This is a genomic window from Tindallia californiensis, assembly GCF_900107405.1.
GTDB lineage: Bacteria > Bacillota > Clostridia > Peptostreptococcales > Tindalliaceae > Tindallia > Tindallia californiensis.
In genome coordinates, this window is record NZ_FNPV01000003.1 from 225993 (window position 1) to 246459 (window position 20467).

Here is a 20467-nt window from a genome sequence, read left to right on the forward strand (position 1 = left end):
ATCGGCATTTTCGCTTTAAGCTTTAGGCTTTTTAATGAATTCTCATGTTTTTAATTTTCACTTGTCACCGTTTAAAATTCAACTGCTTTTCTTTATCTGTCCTGGCGACTTCTCTGCCCTCTTGCCTGTGCTAGCACATGAATGGAATTAAGCGCTTTTCCAGTCCCTTTTGCTACACAGCTAATAGCATCTTCGGCTACGGTTACAGGAATCCCCATTCGTTTTTGAACGTACTCATCCAATCCATATAACAAGGCTCCTCCACCAGTCATAATGATGCCTTGATCGGCAATATCCGATGCCATTTCTGGTGGTGTTCTTTCCAGTACAGAGTGAATAGCATCAGCAATGCTTGCAATGTTTTCTTCTAAAGCATCCATAATTTCTTCGCTGGTGATTTCAATGTTTACCGGTAATCCCGAAACCAAGTTTCTTCCACGAACATGCATGGTAACGGCTTCATCTCGTTTAATCGCTCCACCTATATTTATTTTCAGTTCTTCGGCTGTTCTTTCACCAATCATGATATTATGGGTTTTTCGCATATATCTGATAATGGCTTCATCGAATTTATCGCCGGCGGTTTTAATAGAATTGCTCACCACAATGCCTCCAAGAGAAATAACCGCTACGTCTGTAGTTCCGCCACCAATATCAACAATCATATGGCCTACCGGTTGTGTAATATCTAACCCTGCTCCAATGGCGGCTGCAATTGGTTCTTCGATCAGATAGGTAGTTCTGGCTCCCGCTTCATTAGTAGCATCAATTACCGCTCTTTTTTCAACTTCTGTAACTCCACTGGGGACACAAACAATAATTTTAGGCTTAAAAAACAATTTTTTGCCAATGGTTTTCTGAATAAAATATTTCAACATTTTTTCAGTTATTTCATAATCTGAAATAACGCCATCCTTTAAGGGGCGAATCGCAACTATATTACCGGGAGTTCTTCCCAGCATTCTTCTGGCTTCTCGTCCAACAGCCAGCACATTATTCGTATATTTGTCAATGGCAACTACTGATGGTTCCTGTAATACAATCCCTTTTCCTTTTACAAAAACCAATACACTAGCCGTCCCTAAATCAATCCCAATATCTGGAGAAAATCCCATCATCGTTCCACCTCTTCAACATATTTTTCTAGCTTCTTTTCCTGACGATTCACTATTGGCTTATTGCATCCCTAAGGATGTCAATGATTATAAACCTACGCTCTTAAGTATAACAGAAAAAGATGCCTGTTGCCAAGCATCTTTCTTAGACTCAAAGAACTGTTTTTAATAAGCAAAAATATCAATATCCGGATGTGCTTTCTTTCCTTCTTCAATTTCTAAGCTGACATACATTCTTATAGGAAGTGATACAATCATCTGATAGGTTTCGCTAATCCATCCCATATCTGCATGGATCGATAAAGGTACAATTTCTTCCGGTAAGCGATGTAAGCGAACAGCCCCTTCATCCACTTCCAGTCTGCCTGTATATTCCTCGCCCTGGTAATTGAATGGAAAATCAATAAAATAGGCTTCTTCCTGATCTTCCAATGGAAAACGATGAATTTCTTCACCATCCATGGTCACAATAATCATCTTTTGATCAGCCGTTTCTGTCAGTAATTGAGGGATAGCAAAAAAGGCACCGGCACTGGCCAAAACGACAAAAAGGATTAACACGTAGTCGCCTGGTTTCATTATTTTAGTCACTGTCTGCGCTTCCTTCCTTAACTTTACTTGTGTCTATCTTCACTGATTATATCTGATATACTAGTTAAAATGCAAGAAAAAAACCTGCCAGAGTAACCCTGACAGGTCTTTCGCTTTATTTTTCCAATCTTTCATAATGCTTAATTCGATTAAGTGCTTTTGTCATCGCAATATTGGCCCGATCCAGATCAACGTCATTCTTTTTCGCTTCTAAGCGCTGTTCGGCTCGTTCCTTCGCTTTTCTGGCCCGCTCTATGTCTATTTCATCTACCCATTCTACCGCACCGGTAATAACAAGTGCCCGGTTTCCACGGATTTTCACTACCCCTTCCGCACAAGAGGCTTCTCTGGCTTTTCCATCTTTCACAATCTTTATACGCCCGACAATTAAAGGGGATACCATCGGTAAATGTTCATTCATTAGTCCAACATCACCTTCAATGGTCCGAACAACCGCTGTGTCAACTTCATCATCCCAAAAAACTTCGTCTGGCGAAATAACTTCAAGATGTAATTTGTTAGCCATGCGTCGTCACCTACTTTCCGGCATTTGCTTTTTCACGAGCCTCTTCTATTGTACCAACGAAAAGAAATGCGGATTCAGGTAAATCATCATGTTGTCCATCCAGGATTTCTTGGAATCCACGAATCGTATCTTTTAATGGTACGTATTTCCCTTCCATGCCCGTAAACTGCTCTGCAACGTGGAATGGTTGGGATAAGAATCGCTGTATTTTTCTAGCACGAGCTACGGTTAATTTATCTTCTTCTGACAACTCGTCCATGCCCAAAATAGCAATAATATCCTGAAGTTCTTTATACCGCTGTAAAACAGACTCTACTCCTCGAGCTACATCGTAATGATCCTGGCCTACAATAGCCGGATCAAGAATCCTGGAAGTTGAATCTAAGGGATCTACCGCTGGATAAATACCTAGCTCAGCAATCTGCCTGGAAAGAACTGTGGTCGCATCCAAGTGAGCAAACGTATTGGCCGGCGCCGGATCTGTCAAGTCATCCGCCGGTACATACACGGCCTGAACGGAAGTAATCGAGCCTTTTTTGGTTGAGGTAATCCGTTCTTGCAGGATACCCATCTCCGTAGCTAATGTGGGTTGATATCCAACCGCACTTGGCATACGACCCAACAGGGCCGAAACTTCCATACCCGCTTGAGTAAACCGGAAAATATTATCAATAAAGAGCAATACGTCCTGCCCTTCTTCATCCCGGAAATACTCCGCCATGGTAAGGCCTGTCAGTCCAACCCTCATTCTGGCACCTGGCGGTTCGTTCATCTGTCCATAGACTAAGGTTGTTTTATCAATAACGCCGGATTCAATCATTTCATAGTATAGGTCGTTCCCTTCACGGGTACGTTCTCCAACACCGGAGAATACGGATAAACCACCATGCTCTTTGGCGATATTGTTGATTAGTTCCATAATAATAACGGTTTTCCCAACACCCGCACCACCGAACAAGCCAATTTTTCCACCTTTGGCATAAGGAGCAATCAAATCCACCACTTTAATTCCCGTTTCAAGGATTTCTGTGGATGTCTCCTGTTCTTCAAAACTGGGAGATGGTCGATGAATCGGAGCTGTAAACTCAGACTTCACAGGTTCTTTTTCATCTACCACTTCCCCTAGTACATTCAAAATGCGGCCCAAAGTAGCTTTTCCGACAGGAACCGTTATGGGCGCCCCTGTATCGGTAGCTTCCATCCCTCGTACCAGCCCTTCCGTCGAGCTCATAGCAACACAACGTACCGTATCGTCCCCTAAATGTTGTGCCACTTCCGCTACAATGCGTTCATCCCCATTATAAATTTCAATGGCATTCATCAGTTCCGGCAATTGATCACTTTCAAATCGAATGTCTAGTGCCGGCCCTATGATTTGTGCCAGTTTTCCTTTGTTTCCTTTGGGCATACCTTACCCTCCTTCAGTTTCATCACTACAATTTAGTGGTTATTTCAATGCTTCAGCCCCACCTACAATTTCAGATATCTCTTGAGTAATGGCTGCCTGTCTGGCCCGGTTATATTGAAGCTGTAAGCTTTCAATCATATCTTCCGCATTGCTGGTTGCGTTTTCCATCGCTACCCGGCGAGCTCCCTGTTCACTGGCTGCCGATTCCAGCAATCCGCTTAAGATAACACTGTCTAAATAATTAGGTACCACGGCATCCAAGACGGTCGTAACCCCCGGTTCATAATTCATTTTTTCATGAATGCTTTCCTGATTCGCTTCGGCAGCTAGTTCATCCGGATGTTTCAACGTTTCGTCACTGGCAACGCAGCTTTCAATGGCTTCGTCGTCTAGAGGCAAGAGCTTCAACACTTTTGGACGATGAGTAATCGTACTGACAAAACAAGTATACACGAGGTAAATCTCATCCACCTCTTCTTGCTGATATTGTTCCAAACAAAATTTTCGGATGTCTTTTGCATCAGCAAAATCCGGAGTTTCTGTCATTTCCAGAAAGTCTTTTGGTATTTCATACCCTCTACGGGCAAAAAAATCCTTGGACTTTTGCCCTACCGCTACCACACAAGCCGCTTCTTTGGTTTTCATATGCTCTAATGCCGCTTTCATCACATTTGTGTTATAGCCTCCACACAAGCCTCTGTTTCCTGTAATAACAATATATCCTGTTTTCTTTACTTTTTCTCTCGGAGTTATCATGGAATGTTCCACTCCCTGAAGATCTCCTAAGAATCCTAGCAGAGCACGTTTCCACGCCAAGCTAAAAGGTCTGGATTGTTCAAGACGTTTTTTTGTTTTTCTTAATTTCGCCGAGGCCACCATTTCCATGGCCTTGGTAATCTGTTTCGTACTTCCAACGCTTTTTATGCGACGTTTTATATCTCGCATGCCCATTCCGGCCAATGGATCACCTCCAGGTTTGCATCTTCAGCCAACATTAGGCCGTTTCCGCCTCATGGTCAGGCTTTTCGGCTTCATCATCTTCTTCTTTCTCTGTTGCCACTTCTTGTTGATACTGGTCTCGTTCATTCTTGAATTCTTCCTTGAATTCTTCCAGTGCTTTTTTAAGTTTTTCTTCAGAAACGTCATTCATAGAACCTTCTGATACAATCGATTCGCCAACTTCTTTATAATTATTTCTCATAAATTCAAGAAATTCGGCTTCGAATTCCACTACATCTTCTACTTTGATGTCTTTCAAGAATTTATTTGTAACCGCATATATCATCATGATCTGCTCTTCTACAGGCATTGGGTCATACTGGGGTTGCTTTAATACTTCCAGTATTCTTTCACCCTGAGCCAGTCTTTCCTGGGTTTCCGGATCAAGTTCTGACCCAAACTGCGCAAAAGCGGCTAATTCTCTGTATTGAGCCAATTCCAGTCGTAGTTTTCCGGCTACTTTTTTCATGGCTTTAATCTGTGCGTTTCCACCAACACGTGATACGGATATTCCCGGATTAACCGCCGGCCTTACTCCTGAATAAAAAAGTTCTGATTCAAGGAATATCTGGCCATCCGTTATGGAAATAACGTTGGTTGGAATATAGGCAGAAACATCCCCCGCCTGCGTTTCGATGATTGGTAACGCTGTCAGTGAGCCACCACCCAGATTATCATTAAGCTTAGCTGCTCTTTCCAGTAACCGGCTGTGTAGATAGAACACATCGCCCGGATAGGCTTCACGACCCGGCGGTCTCCTTAATAGCAAGGACATCGCACGATAAGCTACGGCATGTTTCGACAGGTCATCATAAATAACAAGTACATGTTTCCCATTTTCCATAAACTCTTCACCAATAGCGCATCCAGCAAAAGGTGCTAAAAACTGAAGTGGAGCCATTTCGCTGGCGGAAGATGAAACGATGGTGGTGTAATCCATTGCTCCATGTTTGTTCAGTGTGTCATAAATTTGTGCTACTGTCGAATTTTTTTGCCCTATTGCCACGTAAATACAGATTACATCGGTATCTTTCTGATTAATGATGGTATCTATGGCAATCGCTGTTTTACCCGTCTGACGATCTCCAATAATCAGTTCACGCTGTCCACGTCCGATAGGAATCATGGAATCAATTGCTTTTAAGCCTGTTTGCAGTGGCTCCTCTACGGATTTCCGGGCAATAATTCCCGGCGCCACCCGCTCGGTTACACGAAACTTATCCGTATTAACCGGCCCTTTTCCATCGATGGGCTGTCCAAGAGCATTGACAACTCGTCCCAACATCGCATCTCCTACAGGTACTTCAACAATACGATTCGTTCTTTTTACCGTATCGCCTTCTTTAATATGTTCATCAGAACCCATCAACACACAACCTACATTGTCTTCTTCAAGGTTCAGAACCATCCCAAATACTTCTCCCGGAAACTCTAAGAGTTCACCGGACATGCATTTTTCCAAGCCATGAATTCTTGCAATACCATCTCCTACCTGAATCACGGTACCTACTTCTTGATAATCCAGCTTGCTTTCATATTTTTTAATCTGTTCTTTTATCACAGAACAAATTTCCTCGGGTCTGAGATTCATCCTTTAATCACCCCTATTCCTATACAATGATTTGTGCCAGTTCATCTTTCATCAGATTAAGTTGGCGACTCAATGTTCCGTCAATAACCTTATCTCCCATCCGAAGCTGAACACCTCCAATAATGTTTTCATCTACTTTATTGGTAAGCTCCACTTCTTTTCCAGACAGTTTTCCAAGGGTTTTCTGCAGTTTGGCAAAGGTTTCTTCACTGAGAGGAACAGCTGTAATGGCTGTTGCTTTCAGTTTTTTCATATGTTCATCTGTTATTTTTTTAAAGATAGAAAGAATTTCCAGAAAATACATTTCCCGCTGTTTATCGATAAGGATTAATAGGAAATGATATACTTCTGGACTAAGCTTTCCTTTAAAAACAGTTTCCAGCATTTCTTTTTTTTCTTTATCACCAACCACCGGTGATATGTATAATTCATAGAATTTAGGTACCTCATCAAAACTGGCGGCAATAACATTTAGCTGATCAAGCGCCGCAACCGGTTCCAAGCTTTCTGTCTCTTGTACCGCTTGAAATAGCGCTTTGGCATATTTATCTGCAACTAATGCGGCCATTGTGTTTCTCCCATCTGTTCGATAAACTCCTGGATCATTTTTTCATGAGATTGAGGATCCAGTTCTTTCTTCATCACTTCCGCCGCCGCCAGCACTGCCAGTTCTGAGATTTGATTCTTAAATTCATGAATTGCTTTAGACTGTTCCCGTTCCAAATCCAAGCGAGAACGTTCCTCCATTTTTCGGATTTCTTCCCTTGCTTCTTTAATGATGCCGTCAGCTCTTTCTTCTGCCTTACGAGCCGCTTCTTTCATCATATCGCTGCGTTCCTGTTTAATGTTTGCCAGTTTTTCTTCATAGCTGGCTTTTAGCTCATCTGCATCTTTTTTCATGTTGATAGCGTCTTCAATATCCCTTTCGATATCTCTTGTCCGCTTTTCCATAAAATCCGTTGTTGGCTTAAACAGAAAATGCCGCAGCAGCAAAAAGATAACCAATGTGTTAACAATCTGAAAAACAAAGGTCCAGCTAAATTCAACCAGTCCCTGCTGCATCTTGTTGCCTCCTTTCCTTCTTTAGGGCAGTTATGCCTTTCATTGGCTTTTTTACAGCATGCCTACCAAAGGATTGGCAAACAGAAGAATCAGTGCAATAATCAGCCCGTAAATACCTGTAGTCTCTGCAACAGCAGCTCCCAGTAGCATTGTACGCACAATGTCCCCCTGAGCTTCCGGCTGCCGTCCTACTCCTTCAGCACCTTTACCGGCGGCATATCCCTGACCGATACCAGGCCCAATACCTGCAATCATTGCTAATCCTGCTCCAATAGCGGAAGCAGCTAAAATTAAAGCTTTACCTGTAATTGGTTCCATATTATATTTCCTCCTTTATCCTAAAGTAATGGTGTTACATGTTTTATCTTCTTTTTGCAACATGCTGTTACAACAACCTGATCAGAGGATTGGCAAAAAGCAATACCAACGCAATAATCAAGGCATAAATCCCTGTGGTTTGTGCAACCGCCTGACCAAGAAACATTGTTCTGACAATCGGACCTTGAAGGCCCGGTCTTTTCCCTACCATTTCTGTTCCTTTGCCGGCCGCATAGCCTTGTCCTATCCCAGGACCTATCCCGGCAACCATCGATAATCCTGCTCCGATAGCCGATGCAGCAACCACAATAATCCCGGTAGTCATTCCCGCCAGTGGATTAGCGTACAACATAATCAAAGCAACCACTAAGGACAGAATACCTGACGTTTCGGCTACAGCAGCACCTAAAAGCATAATCATCGTAGCTTGTTTACCACTTTTAGGGTTGATGCTGACCGCTTCTGCACCTTTGCCAGCGGCAAAGCCTTGTCCAATTCCAGGGCCTATACCGGCAATCATTGCAAATCCGACACCAATGGCGGATGCGGCCAAAATAATAGCTCTGGCATCGATCGAATGTTCCATGTCTTTTTCCTCCTTCATTAAATATTCTGTCAAAACAGTTTATAGTGAATTTTTTACTCCATCGCTAAGGATACAAATACCATGGTCAACATGGCGAAAATAAAGCTTTGAAGCACCCCTGCAAAAATATCGAAATAGGCATGAAGAATCACAGGAGCTCCTCCCTGAAAAATCGGCAATGCTGATAAACCAATCATTTCACCTAGGCTTGCCAGTCCACCATAGGCTAAAGAAATAACAATGACACCACCAACAATATTTCCAAACAAACGAAAAGACAATGATATAGGTGTTGCCAGCTCACTCATGATGTTCATCGGTAGTAAAAACACGAAGGGTTCTGTCAGTCCCTTAAAATAACCACCTATTCCTTTTTTTCTAATTCCAGAAGCATGGATAAGCACAAAAGTCATAATAGCCAGTGCCATGGTAGTATTCAGATCCGCTGTCGGCGGTCTAAGACCTATCAAACCCAGCAAATTCATGAATAACAATAGAATAAACAAGGTATTCATATAGGGAGCAAAGTTTTTCTTATCTTCTCCCATGGTTTGAACCGTAAGCTTATTTAGCATCTCTACCACTAATTCTGTCACATTTTGCCGGCCTCGAGGAACTTTTTCAAAGCTTCGTGTTCCTAGTATGGATAATACGACGAGAACAACCATGATAATCCATGTGTTCACAACCGTTTCCGTCACAGGAATACCATCCAGAAATGGTAGCTCAAAGATCACTCGTGGGCCAAAGGCGATTGGCTGCATTTACTTTTCCTCCTTTCCTGAAATAATGTTCTTGAAATATTTTGAGTCATTGAATAGGCTCTGCTGCAAAACAACCATCTTGATCATCAGCAATCCAATGACGGTTCCAAGCGTATGAATATTTGGAGAGCGAAGCGATACCACTAATACCACCGCCGTTAACAAATAACGAATAAGGTAACGAAACGTTGTATATTTCTGAGCCTTTGCCGGCGCCATGGTAACCGCTCGGTTCAAAGTCAGGTAAAGCAGTCTGAAGTTCAGAAGAGAGATAAGAGTCCCGAAGAGGAGGCCCATCCACAATGCAGACACCGGTCGAAGAAAAAGACTTCCGGCCAGTCCAGCAATGCTATTAAAAAGAATCACTTTTTTTGCAATTTTTTTTTGTGTATTCATTATTTCGTCCATGCCGCTTCACCTTCTTTTCCTTGGTGGAAGGTTCCGGGTGGTAACGGCAAAAACGTTCCGAAACCCAACCATGATTCCCACAAAGATTAATACAAATAAAAAGACGGGTCGGGTGCCTAAACGCTCATCGATCCAACGCCCACCAACTACCCCCGCCAGGATGGGAACCATCATGGCAATACCTATATAACTGACCAGCGCCAGGTTCTCCAGCGCACTTCCTGACTTCCGCATATTATTAATCAGTCCTTATTATATCATAAATTAATCGACTATGGCAGGCTAATTGTTATATTTTTATCAATTTTCTTTTTCGACCCATTATTCCGACAGGATGCACTATTATGACTGAGCTGACTCTTCTGACAGTTCTTTCATAAGAGCCTGAAGAATTTTAGCAGACGCTTTTCCATCACCGTAAGGATTAACAGCGCTGGCCATTTCATCCCAGGCCTGTCTGGAATCCAGAAGTCGTTTTGTTTCTTTGATGATCGCTTCCCTTTCTACCCCCACTACTTTTACAGTTCCGGCTTCTACCGCTTCCGGTCTTTCTGTTTCTGTCCTCAAGACCAGAATAGGTACTCCTAAGGCCGGGGCTTCTTCCTGAATTCCGCCGGAATCCGTCAGTATCAACTGTGCCTTTGCCAACAAATTAGCAAATGGTTCGTAATCCAAGGATTCAATGAGATAGATGTTTTTTTCACTCCCCATTATATCTTCTGCCATTTCTCTAATGCGAGGATTCATATGAACAGGGTAAACAATACGATGGTCTTGATACTGCCGGCTTATTTGCTTTACGGCTTCAAAAATCTGTTCCATCGGTTTGCCCCAGTTTTCTCTTCGATGACAAGTCATTAAAATAAAAGGGTGCTTTTCTGACTCTCTTGTCAGTTTGTTTAACTTTTCATCCTCAAAATCATAGTCAGGGTTAACCACCGCAAGAAGCGCATCAATGACCGTATTCCCCGTAACATGAATTTTCTCTCTCTGTATTCCTTCTCTCAGCAGATGTTGACGATTTTTTTCTGTTGGAGCAAAATGAAGGGCCGCAATCCCACTAGTCAGCCTTCTGTTCATTTCTTCCGGATAGGGTGAATAAGGATTTCCGGTTCTTAACCCTGCTTCTACATGACCTACAGGAATTTGTTCATAAAAAGCAGCCAGGGAAGCCGCAAAGGTGGTGGTGGTGTCTCCATGAACCAGCACATAATCCGGTCGATGCTTCTGCAGGATTTCCTGCAATCCCTTTAGCGCTTTCACCGTTATATCGGTGATGGTTTGTCCATGGGTCATAATATTCAAATCTTCATCCGGTTCAATCTGAAACAGTTCCAGAACAGCATCTAGCATCTCCCGATGTTGAGCTGTCACACACACCAAAGACTGGACCTCATCTTCAGCCTCAAGGGCTTTTACTAAAGGGGCCATTTTAATAGCTTCCGGCCTTGTACCAAAGATACTCATTACTTTCAACCTTGTCTTTTCCATCGTAAAATCCTTTCCAGTTATATTTTTCTGTCAATTCCATCTTCAGAAAGAATCTATTACATTCCTATCATACTACTTTAACGGTTTCAGGGAGAAAAATCAAGAAGAATCCTAGGAAGCTTGGATAATTTTTATCAAGAGGGATCACGAACCACTTCTTCCCCCTCTTCTAAGCCAGCTACCACCTGAACCCTTCCACGACTGTCCATTCCCAGTTCTACTCTGCGCTCTTCTCCTTCTTTTCCATTCCACACCAGCACATGAGGTTCGGCATCTTTCCAAAAAACAGACCTCTCCGGTATGGTAAGCACATTTTCTCTGACTTCCCGAATTATTTCCACATCTACCTCATAGCCAGGTCGCCAATCATGAAAAAATCCTTCCAGGGATATTTCTACCCGAACCCTTCTTTGTTCCACACCCAGTTCGGATACCGTAATAACAGCTACCGGCTCTATTTTCCGAAGGTTTCCTTTTACACTTCCTTCCCCTAAATCCCGATGGCTTACCCTTACAGGCATCCCTTCTTTTATCCCTTTCATTTCTCTCGCTAGTAAGTCCACCGCTACATACATCTTTGATAAATCTCCCAATTCGTATAAGTCTTGACCCGGCTGAACATAGGCTCCTTCTTCTACTAGTTTACGAAGTACAGTGCCAGATACAGGTGCCTTTACATGATAGGCATTCCGCTGTACTTCTGCATGGTTGATTTCTCTTTCCAACTGCCGTATTTTAGCCAGGTAGGATTCCTGCACTGAAGCAGAAATCTGATCCCGGGCTGCCTCTACCTGTAAGGCCGCTTGTTTTACATTGTTTTCATGCACGTTCACTTCCAGTTTTGCGTCTGTTAGTTCTTGTTCCGGTGCCGCCCCAGCTTCATAGAGTTTCTTTATTCTATGTTTATAATCAATGGCTTCTGCCAGTTCTTTCTCCGCCAACTCGAAAGAAGCAAGGGCTTTTTCCTGCTGACGATTGCTAAGGGTAATCCTTTGCTGATATTCGTTTTTTTGTACATTCATCTCATCCGTTAACTGATTTATCTTCAGACGCCAGTCGCTATGATCTATTTCTGCCAACACGTGACCTGCATCGACCCAGTCTCCTGCTTTAACGGGTAGTTTTCCTATTTCGCCCCCTCTGTTTGCCACAATCCTGCGCCGACTTTCTGCTTTTAACTCGCCAATTTCTTCCACCAGACTCTCCATTGATTCCTTCTTTACCACTACCGTAACAGGTCTTTCTTCCGGCTGATTTATCCAGAAAACAACAACTCCTATTAGCCCCGTCAGCAATAATAAGGTAATAACCATCTGTTTTTTCTTTTTTCTCTTTTTCATTGATAAGCCTCCCCACCGTTCGATGGATTTCATTAAAATTTTTTAGATTGCATGGTTTAGGTGACGCGGTTTTTTAATGCTTCCATAAAGTTCAGGTTTCTAATTTTGATAAACGTAGATAGTTGAGCAATTGCAACAAAACTAATGACAGCGGCTATGGTTTGAGGGATGACCATCCTTCCTATCTCCGCCGGCATCGTATATACTTCTGTGGCAATGGCTTTCATCATCCATTTTATTAAGCATTTCCCAAAGGGAATACCCAGTAATATGCCCAGAAAAGAAACCAAGGTGTTTTCCCGGGTAATCATTCGAAAAATTTCTCGCCGATGAAATCCCAGGACTCTTAAAGAAGAAAATTCCATCATCCTCTCATTGATACTAATCAGGGTAATGTTATAAACAATGGCAAAACCGATAACCCCGCCTAAAATCACTAAAATCCCGATGGTTACCACAATCAATTCTGAAAATTCCTCAAACATTTCCCTCATCTGTCCTACAGACTGTACTTGCCGGATATGTTCCGCATCATCCATGATTCTGCTAATATCCTCCTCAGACTTTAAGGATACACCGCTTATATGATCAGCTTCGATGACTTTTTCTTCCATGGTAGTAAGCGTTGCATAACCATTAAACCCAAGATATTGCAATACTGGATCTCCTACTTCTATCCAAAAATCATCTTTGTCAGGGAGAAAGTTTCTTGCCAGCACCTGATCTCCTTTTTGAATCCCCATAGATTTTTTCAGCCCAGCCGTCAGATAAAGTAAGCCGTCTTGCATGATCAGCGGTTCTCCAGAAGGTTTTTTTAGCTGGTAAAGCTGACTTTCCCGTGGTATCCCAATAACGCTTAAGGATTTACGCTCTCGATGATGTCGAATTTCCAAGGGCATTTCTATCCTGGCTTCAATCATTGTTACATCTGCCATTTGCTGAATTTCACGCAAGGTTTGATGGCTTTTCATCCCATCAAAGTCAATGATATAGTCCATGGCATAGATCTCCCCATATTGCTCATCGAATAATTTTTGCCAGACACTACCCATATTAATAGCTACCATGGTAACACCAAAGGTAAGGGTAATTCCTAAGGCTAAGACGGCATAACGCCGTTTGTTGCGAAAAAGATTCCTAATAACGATTTTCCAACTAAAAGCAATCCGATTCCAAAAGAACGGAATTTTTTCAATCAAGAGACGATGACCATCCGTTGGAGGTTCAGGTCGCATCGCATCTGCCGGCTGGATAGACAGAGTTCTATAAGCACCAGCAACGCCCGCCAAAACGCAGAATATCACGGTTATCACCAGGGCTAACAGGTATGACTCTGGTAGTATACGCATCTCTAACATGGGAATATTCATGAACTCTATATAAATTTGTGTGAAAAGGTCTGACACCCACGTTCCACCAATGATTCCCAAGATGCTTCCACCAATTCCCACCAAAATAGAAAATTGAACATAATGCATAAGAATCTGGGTATCGGAGTATCCTAAAGCTTTCATGATTCCAATGCTCATCCGATCATTCTTAACGGTTCTTGACAAAACAATGTAAATAATCAAAGCAGCGACCAACATAAACAAAGTAGGAAGCACACGAGACATAGCCCTCACTTGATTCAGCTCTTCTTCCATCATGCTGTAACTCAGCATATCTTCTCTCTGAAGCACTCTTCGGAGGCCGTATCTATCTAATTCATCTTCCAAAAGATCAGCCACGTCTGACGCTTGCGCACCCGGAACCAATGTAATCAGCAGTTCATTGTAACTGTCCTGATACCCTGCCATTCCAGCCAGCATAGCTTCTGCAACAAAAATAACACCAAATTTTTCTGGATCCGGTAATAAATTCTGCTCATCTTCCATCAGATAAACAAATTCCGGTTGACCTGCAATTCCAATTACTTCCAAAGGAACTTCTCGCCCATTAATATAGGGCCTTACCCGATGACCCAGCTTTATATCCCTGCCAGTAGCAAACTGTTCTAACACTGTTGCGGCATCCGATTCTCTCTGTATCATTTTACCTTCTATCGGAAACAAGGCATTAATGCTTTGTTCCGCTTCCGGTACGGATACCAGCCTAACCCTTACATTTTCATCTGGATCCTCTACGATCAGCGGTACCTCTACGCTGATCCTTCCCTGAACCTCTTTGATTTCCGGCAATCTCACGACATCATAGATAGCCGATGAAGGAATTCTTGTCAGTTCTACCTGCAAATCAGCTAAGTTTGTTTCCTGATAGTATAAATCTATTGAATTTTGAAGGTTCTCTGCGGTCATATGGGTGGAGATGAAAGACATCAGCGCTAAGGCCATCACAACGACAATGGAAATAACCTGTCCTTTTATACTGATAATCATGCGAAAAAGTCTACGCATCAAAGGGCTCATTACCACTCAATCCTTTCTGGATCCACAGGATCAGTGTTGCATACAATATCGGTAATTTCCCCGCTGCGCATTCGTATGACCCTATCTCCCATGGCACCCACCGGCATATTATGAGTAATGATAATAATGGTTTTCCCATAAGTGATGTTGACTTCTTTTAGAAGGGCAAGGATTTTAACTCCGGTTTCAAAGTCTAATGCACCAGTCGGTTCATCGCATAACAGTAACAAAGGATTTTTTGCTACAGCTCTGGCAATCGCTACCCGTTGCTGTTCTCCGCCACTTAATTGAGATGGAAAATGACTGCTTCTGTCCTTCAAACCTACTTTTTCAATTACCTCATCTAAATCCAAAGAGGTATCACATATTTCTGTTGCCAGTTCCACGTTTTCTCTCGCCGTTAAGTTGGCCATTAAATTGTAAAACTGAAACACAAAACCCACTTTATTTCGCCGATATCCAGTTAACTCTCTATCTGAAAAACGAGTGATTGCTTCACCTTTTACTAAAACCTCCCCCTGGCTAGGAAAATCCATTCCGCCCAGAAGATTTAATAAAGTGCTTTTTCCAGAGCCACTGGGTCCCAAAATAACAACAAACTCACCTTCCCGAATATCAAAACTGGATTTTTTTAATGCATGAACTTCTACCTCGCCCATAGCGTATACTTTACTGATTTCTTTGGCTTGAATAAGGATATCCTTTTTGCCTTTATTCTCAGAAGAATTCTTTTCTGTATTCATCATTTCTTCATTCTCCTTTCGGAGTCATCAATCCCTGTTTCAGAAAGTTTGTTAACCATTGGTTGAAGGATACCATCCTTTCTTCATCATACAGATGCATCAGTTGCATCATACCAGCGCTTATCAAATCAAGCAGCATGATAATAAAGGACTGATCCACTTCTCTTATTTCACCCTTTTTAGCACCTTCCTCCAATATATCCATCAATATTTTCAAGGTTGTTTTTTTCTTATAAGCAGCAATAACTTCCATCAGGTAAGGCGATTCGTAAAGATCTTTCAAAAAGGCTGGCGAATATTCATCTGCTGCCCGTTTACCTTCTTCAAAATAAATATCCAGTTTTCCAAAGGTGTTCGGCTGTTGCTCAATTTTTTCGATGATTTCTTCATTAAAACGCTTCACCATTTCCATCAAGATAAACTCTACAAGATGTTCCTTAGAATCAAAATGATTGTAAATAGTCATTTTGCTAATCCCTGCCGCCGAAGCCACCTCCTCCATGGTTACATTTTTAAGTCCCCGGCTAACAAATAGTCGTTCCGCCTGTTCCAACAGGCGATAATACTTCCTTTCTGCCTGCGTTGCCACATTGATCACCTCTTTGCTCTATTGACTTTTTTACGCTCTGTTTACCATTCTTTTCTATTTTTACTTTTTTACTTTTTTACTTTTTTAGTATAAAAGTATTATCTAACACTTATTGCTTTTTGTCAACATCACCTCAAAAATAAATTTTGAACAAAAAAAAAGCCGCCTAAGCGACTTCCCTGCGATTATTATGATGTTTTTCGAAGTAATCCAATCCGCACCAATGCGGTCGAAACCGTTGCAATGACAATAAGCAATACAATGATGGACGGTATTCTTTCCGCATCGGAAATATACACAGCACCAGCTCCAAGAAACAAACTCATTCCATAAAGAATCCATACAGTCTGTCGATGGGAATACCCTTGTTCCAGCAAGCGATGATGCAAGTGACCTTTGTCCGCTTCCATGATAGGGCGTTTATTAAGAAAACGTCTGATGATTGCACAGGTTGTATCCACAATCGGTACTCCCAGAGCCATCACCGGAATAGCTACGGCAATGGTAGTAGCACTTTTCAATACACCCTCCACAGAAATAACCGCTAACACAAAGCCAATAAATAAAGAACCGGTATCTCCCATAAAAATGCGAGCCGGATGACTGTTATGTGGTAAAAATCCCAGTGACGCACCAGCTAAAATCAGTAAGATCACAGTTACCTCCGGCATTCCGTTTAGATAAGCAACAGCCGCTAAGGATAGGGAGGCAATCACAGAAACGCCAGCTGCCAGTCCATCCAGTCCGTCAATCAGGTTCACCGTATTCGTGATGCCTACAATCCAAAACAAGGTAACGGGAAAAGACAGCCAGCCCAAAGCAATTATGTTTTTAGAAGGAGCTAAAAAATTAGTGATAAACTCGATCCTTACTCCACCGTACATAACGATCAGAGCTGCTAAAATTTGGCCACTCAGCTTTATTTTCGCCGACAAGGTTTTCGAATCATCTACCATTCCCAAAGCCATCATTAAGGTTGCTCCGGTTAACAGTGCCACCTGCTCACTGCTGAAAGGCAGTAAAAGCAACGAGCTTATAACAAAGCCAACATAAATCGCCAGCCCTCCGAGTCTTGGAATCGGATCTTTATGCATTCGGCGGTTATCTTTAGGAATATCGATAGCGCCTATTCTATGAGATATTTTAAGAGCTATCGGTGTTGCTATATAAGAAATTGCTCCCGATAACATTAGAGCCAGAACCATTTGCTGAACCACGCTTTACTCACTCCCGAGAATCTGTCGGATTCCATTGTATCATTTTTACGCCGGCATCTTCCAACATTTTTTTTGAAAGCTCATCCGGATATTCACCGCTGAAAATGATCCTGCTTATTCCGGCATTAATGATCATTTTAGCACAGATCACACAAGGATGATTGGTTATATAAATCGTGCTGCCGCCTACAGACACGCCATGCTGAGCTGCTTGAATCACTGCATTTTGTTCGGCATGTAATCCACGACAGATTTCGTGCCTTTCCCCTGATGGCACTTGCATTTCTTGACGCAGGCATCCGGTTTCTTCACAATGAGCCAGACCTGCTGGAGCTCCATTATATCCAGTGGTCAGAATTTGATGGTTTTTTACCAAAACAGCACCCACCTGACGCCGTAAACAAGTTGAACGTTTTTTAGCAACCGATGCCATTTCCATAAAATAAGTGTTCCAGTCCGGCCTCATTTTGTTCCTCCCTATATAATCTTCTTTATTTTGTTCCAAACAAGCGATCTCCTGCATCTCCCAAACCCGGAACAATATAAGCCTTTTCATTTAACTTTTCGTCCATTCCTGCCACATAAATATCAACGTCCGGATGAAGCTTATGGATCGCTTCAACTCCTTCCGGCGCAGCAATAATCGCCACCAACCTGATATTCACACCACCCCGGTCTTTTATAAACTGAATCGCTGCATTGGCTGATCCACCAGTCGCCAGCATCGGATCCAGTAAAAATAGTTCCCGTTCTTCCACATCCGTAGGCAGCTTGCAGTAATATTCTACCGGTTCAAGGGTTTCTGGATCCCGGTATAAGCCTATATGACCTACCTTTGCGGCCGGTATTAGCTGCAGTACCCCATCTACCATTCCCATTCCTGCCCGAAGGATAGGAACAATCCCCAGTTTTTTCCCTGTTATTACTTTCGACTTTGCCTTGCAGATAGGTGTTTCAATTTCTATCTCCATCAGGTTTAAGTTCCTTGTCATTTCATAGGCCATCAACATCGTGATTTCTTTTGTCAAATCCCGAAAATCTTTAGATCCTGTATTTTTGTCTCGAAGCATGGTTAATTTGTGTTGAATCAACGGATGATCCATTACAACTACTTTGCTCATTATTCTTCCCCCTTATTTTTGTATGTTTTTTCATGCACTAGCTGACACCAACTTATTCCTTTTTGTTCTATTGACTCTTTTAGGGATATTTCTTAGAGATGCTTCTTTTCAATATCCGCTATCTGATCCACTCTTCGCTGATGACGCCCAGCCTCAAATTCAGTTTTAAGCCAGATATCTACAATTTCCAAGGCAAGCTCCGTTCCGATCACACGTCCTCCAAGAGCCAAAATATTGCTGTCGTTATGTTGCCGGGTAGCTCTCGCCGAAAAACAGTCAGATACAAGGGCGCAACGTATTCCTGGCACCTTATTAGCCGCGATGCTCATCCCTATCCCTGTTCCACACACCAAAATTCCAAGGTCATATTTTTTTGACGCTACCTCTACCCCTACTTTTTTCGCATAATCCGGATAGTCAACAGAGGTTTCATCCTTCGTTCCAAAGTCTGTCATGTCGATCCCTTTTTCTGTAAGATGCTGAACAATGGTGTTTTTCAGCTGATAGCCTCCATGGTCACTTGCAATGGCAATTTTCATTGGTTTATTCCTCCATTTCCTCTTCCCATTTTTTCACCAACTGGCGTATTAAACGCTCCAGCTCTCTTGCTGTATTCCGATAAACATCTTCATTTTGCCCAAAGGGGTCTTGTATGTCTTCCTGTTCTCCCTGAACGTACTCCCTGAGAGTAAAAACTTTGCCTTCAGCCCGTGGTTCTGTCAATAACACAGACTCTTTATGGTTACGAGTCATTGCCAGCACCAGGTCTGACTCCTCAATCAACTGACTATTCAAACGTTGACTTTTGTGACCCAACAAATCCACGCCTCTTTCGTCCATTACTTTAATAGACTGGTAAGTAGCCCGTTCTTGATCGGCTGCAAAAATACCTGCCGATTTCACATTCCATCCTTCTTTCAGTCCGGGATTTTTCTGCAGATGTTCTTTGGTTAAGGCTTCTGCCATTGGACTTCTACAGGTATTGCCTGTGCAAACAAATAATACTTGTTTCATTCTATCCGCCTCTCTCTATCGCTTTTTTCTCTGGTTTCAGATAGCTGTTTTTCTCCATTTGATGCTTTTTGAAGTCGATTCATAATTGCTTGTCCTAAAGATTTTTCTGATACCGCCTCGGCTAAAATCAGTGTCACTTCTGTTTCATCGAAAGATCGCAAGGCGTCAAACAATCGTTCCGCAATGGTTGACGGTTGCTGAAGGCTTCCATTCAGAATGATGCGCCAGCCTTCCGATGTTATTCGATCGGCTTCCACTTTTCCTTCTTTCCACAGTAAAGGCCAGCCCTCCTTCAGCGTTTCTTCCGTACAAAGAATTCCTACTTTATGCCCTTTGCAGCGATATGTTTCTGCCTGACGGCGAATCGATTCGGCCATTGGCGTATCCGTCACCTGAACAATAACGACAGATGCATTCGGTGCATAGTGTGCATATTTCATTCCTGGAGATCTGGGGGCCTCTTCTCTTTTGGTTGCCTTTGGCTGTTGATCCATTGGAAAACTTCCTGCCAATCCTTTCACCGCTTCCATAATCTGCTCTTTTGTAATGCCTCCAGGCCTTAAGATAACCGGATATTCGCCAGTAGCATCCACCACCGTTGATTCCAACCCTACCATTGCCATTCCACCATCAATAATGCCATCCACACGGCCTTTTAGATCTTTGATCACATGACTCCCCCTGGTAGGACTTGGCTTTCCAGATAAATTAGCGCTAGGTGCCGCAACAGGAACGCCTGCCATCGCTATTAAGCGATGTGCAATTTGGTGAGAAGGCATTCGAAGGGCAACTGTGTCCAGTCCAGCTGTAACCGATTCCGGCACAACAGGTTTCTTTTTTAGAATAAGGGTTAAGGGGCCTGGCCAAAAAGCCTCCGCCAGTTTTTTCGCCAAGGGAGTAATCTCTTCTGCCAGCTTTAGAACCTCTTTCCATTGGGCTATATGAACAATTAAAGGGTTGTCTGAAGGGCGGCCTTTTGCTTCAAAAATGGATTGCACTGCTTTTTCATCCAAAGCATTAGCGCCAAGTCCATAAACCGTTTCCGTCGGAAAGGCAACGGTTTTTCCTTGAGCCAGCATCTCAGCAAAAGGCTCTAATACTTCCTCCAGACAATCCTCCACTTTTACAATTTCTATCCGTGTATTTTTCATGACAACTCCTTACCGTATGGGCCTT

At 42.7% G+C, this 20467-nt stretch carries 23 protein-coding genes and 1 pseudogene; all 24 read right to left on the reverse strand.

What is annotated here, in order from left to right; genetic code table 11:
* Positions 1–92 precede the first annotated feature (92 nt).
* The 24 genes and pseudogenes from mreB to BLV55_RS05205 all read right to left on the reverse strand — a co-directional run bounded on the left by mreB (position 93) and on the right by BLV55_RS05205 (position 20442).
* Positions 93–1115 carry a rod shape-determining protein gene (gene mreB, locus BLV55_RS05090; protein WP_093311906.1) on the reverse strand — a complete coding sequence of 341 codons (1023 nt, stop codon included), beginning with the start codon at positions 1113–1115 and terminating at the stop codon, positions 93–95.
* A 165-nt stretch (positions 1116–1280) separates the two neighbouring features.
* The gene (locus tag BLV55_RS05095) at positions 1281–1706 is read right to left on the reverse strand and encodes a NusG domain II-containing protein (RefSeq protein WP_093311909.1); all 426 of its coding nucleotides are present in this window, start codon (positions 1704–1706) and stop codon (positions 1281–1283) included.
* Positions 1707–1821: 115 nt separating this feature from the next.
* Positions 1822–2232, reverse strand: coding sequence for an ATP synthase F1 subunit epsilon (atpC, locus tag BLV55_RS05100; RefSeq protein WP_093311912.1), 411 nt, complete (start codon positions 2230–2232; stop codon positions 1822–1824).
* Positions 2233–2242: 10 nt separating this feature from the next.
* Positions 2243–3640 carry a F0F1 ATP synthase subunit beta gene (gene atpD / locus BLV55_RS05105; RefSeq protein WP_093311915.1) on the reverse strand — a complete coding sequence of 466 codons (1398 nt, stop codon included), beginning with the start codon at positions 3638–3640 and terminating at the stop codon, positions 2243–2245.
* 39 nt (positions 3641–3679) lie between these two features.
* On the reverse strand, positions 3680–4591 hold the full coding sequence (atpG, locus tag BLV55_RS05110) for an ATP synthase F1 subunit gamma (protein ID WP_093312296.1): 912 nt from the start codon (positions 4589–4591) through the stop codon (positions 3680–3682).
* Positions 4592–4730: 139 nt separating this feature from the next.
* Positions 4731–6230, reverse strand: a pseudogene (atpA, locus tag BLV55_RS05115) (F0F1 ATP synthase subunit alpha); the annotation flags it as partial.
* Positions 6231–6249: 19 nt separating this feature from the next.
* Positions 6250–6798 (reverse strand): ATP synthase F1 subunit delta, encoded by a 549-nt coding sequence (gene atpH / locus BLV55_RS05120; protein ID WP_093311921.1) that lies wholly within the window; start codon positions 6796–6798, stop codon positions 6250–6252.
* Positions 6786–7292, reverse strand: a complete 507-nt coding sequence (gene atpF / locus BLV55_RS05125) for a F0F1 ATP synthase subunit B (RefSeq protein WP_093311924.1) — start codon at positions 7290–7292, stop codon at positions 6786–6788. Before atpF ends, atpH begins: the two co-directional genes overlap by 13 nt.
* Before the next feature lie 51 nt (positions 7293–7343).
* Positions 7344–7610, reverse strand: coding sequence for an ATP synthase F0 subunit C (gene atpE / locus BLV55_RS05130; protein ID WP_093311927.1), 267 nt, complete (start codon positions 7608–7610; stop codon positions 7344–7346).
* 67 nt (positions 7611–7677) lie between these two features.
* Positions 7678–8196 carry an ATP synthase F0 subunit C gene (gene atpE / locus BLV55_RS05135; protein ID WP_207646023.1) on the reverse strand — a complete coding sequence of 173 codons (519 nt, stop codon included), beginning with the start codon at positions 8194–8196 and terminating at the stop codon, positions 7678–7680.
* Between the two features lie 53 nt (positions 8197–8249).
* Positions 8250–8960, reverse strand: a complete 711-nt coding sequence (atpB, locus tag BLV55_RS05140) for a F0F1 ATP synthase subunit A (RefSeq protein WP_093311930.1) — start codon at positions 8958–8960, stop codon at positions 8250–8252.
* On the reverse strand, positions 8961–9368 hold the full coding sequence (locus BLV55_RS05145) for an ATP synthase subunit I (protein WP_093311933.1): 408 nt from the start codon (positions 9366–9368) through the stop codon (positions 8961–8963).
* Between the two features lie 6 nt (positions 9369–9374).
* Positions 9375–9602, reverse strand: a complete 228-nt coding sequence (locus tag BLV55_RS05150; protein ID WP_093311935.1) for an AtpZ/AtpI family protein — start codon at positions 9600–9602, stop codon at positions 9375–9377.
* 108 nt (positions 9603–9710) lie between these two features.
* Positions 9711–10859, reverse strand: coding sequence for a non-hydrolyzing UDP-N-acetylglucosamine 2-epimerase (gene wecB / locus BLV55_RS05155; protein WP_093311937.1), 1149 nt, complete (start codon positions 10857–10859; stop codon positions 9711–9713).
* A 134-nt stretch (positions 10860–10993) separates the two neighbouring features.
* Complete coding sequence (locus tag BLV55_RS05160; protein ID WP_176968270.1) at positions 10994–12199, reverse strand: efflux RND transporter periplasmic adaptor subunit; 1206 nt, start codon at positions 12197–12199, stop codon at positions 10994–10996.
* Positions 12200–12255: 56 nt separating this feature from the next.
* Entirely contained in the window at positions 12256–14595 is a 2340-nt protein-coding gene (locus BLV55_RS05165) for an ABC transporter permease (protein WP_176968271.1), read from the reverse strand.
* 11 nt (positions 14596–14606) lie between these two features.
* Complete coding sequence (locus tag BLV55_RS05170; protein WP_278280000.1) at positions 14607–15353, reverse strand: ABC transporter ATP-binding protein; 747 nt, start codon at positions 15351–15353, stop codon at positions 14607–14609.
* A 4-nt stretch (positions 15354–15357) separates the two neighbouring features.
* Positions 15358–15939: a TetR/AcrR family transcriptional regulator gene (locus BLV55_RS05175; protein ID WP_176968272.1), complete on the reverse strand. Its 582-nt coding sequence runs from the start codon at positions 15937–15939 to the stop codon at positions 15358–15360.
* Between the two features lie 188 nt (positions 15940–16127).
* Positions 16128–17156: a glycosyltransferase family 4 protein gene (locus tag BLV55_RS05180; RefSeq protein ID WP_242870039.1), complete on the reverse strand. Its 1029-nt coding sequence runs from the start codon at positions 17154–17156 to the stop codon at positions 16128–16130.
* A gap of 7 nt (positions 17157–17163) precedes the next feature.
* Entirely contained in the window at positions 17164–17661 is a 498-nt protein-coding gene (locus BLV55_RS05185; RefSeq protein WP_330386577.1) for a deoxycytidylate deaminase, read from the reverse strand.
* On the reverse strand, positions 17648–18277 hold the full coding sequence (upp, locus tag BLV55_RS05190; protein WP_093311944.1) for a uracil phosphoribosyltransferase: 630 nt from the start codon (positions 18275–18277) through the stop codon (positions 17648–17650). Before upp ends, BLV55_RS05185 begins: the two co-directional genes overlap by 14 nt.
* A 92-nt stretch (positions 18278–18369) precedes the next feature.
* Positions 18370–18816 carry a ribose 5-phosphate isomerase B gene (gene rpiB, locus BLV55_RS05195; RefSeq protein ID WP_093311948.1) on the reverse strand — a complete coding sequence of 149 codons (447 nt, stop codon included), beginning with the start codon at positions 18814–18816 and terminating at the stop codon, positions 18370–18372.
* A 4-nt stretch (positions 18817–18820) separates the two neighbouring features.
* Positions 18821–19291, reverse strand: a complete 471-nt coding sequence (locus BLV55_RS05200) for a low molecular weight protein arginine phosphatase (RefSeq protein ID WP_093311950.1) — start codon at positions 19289–19291, stop codon at positions 18821–18823.
* A complete protein-coding gene (locus tag BLV55_RS05205) occupies positions 19288–20442 on the reverse strand; it encodes an L-threonylcarbamoyladenylate synthase (RefSeq protein WP_093311951.1) in 1155 nt (384 codons plus the stop codon). The genes BLV55_RS05200 and BLV55_RS05205 overlap by 4 nt, the downstream gene beginning before the upstream one ends.
* Positions 20443–20467 lie beyond the last annotated feature (25 nt).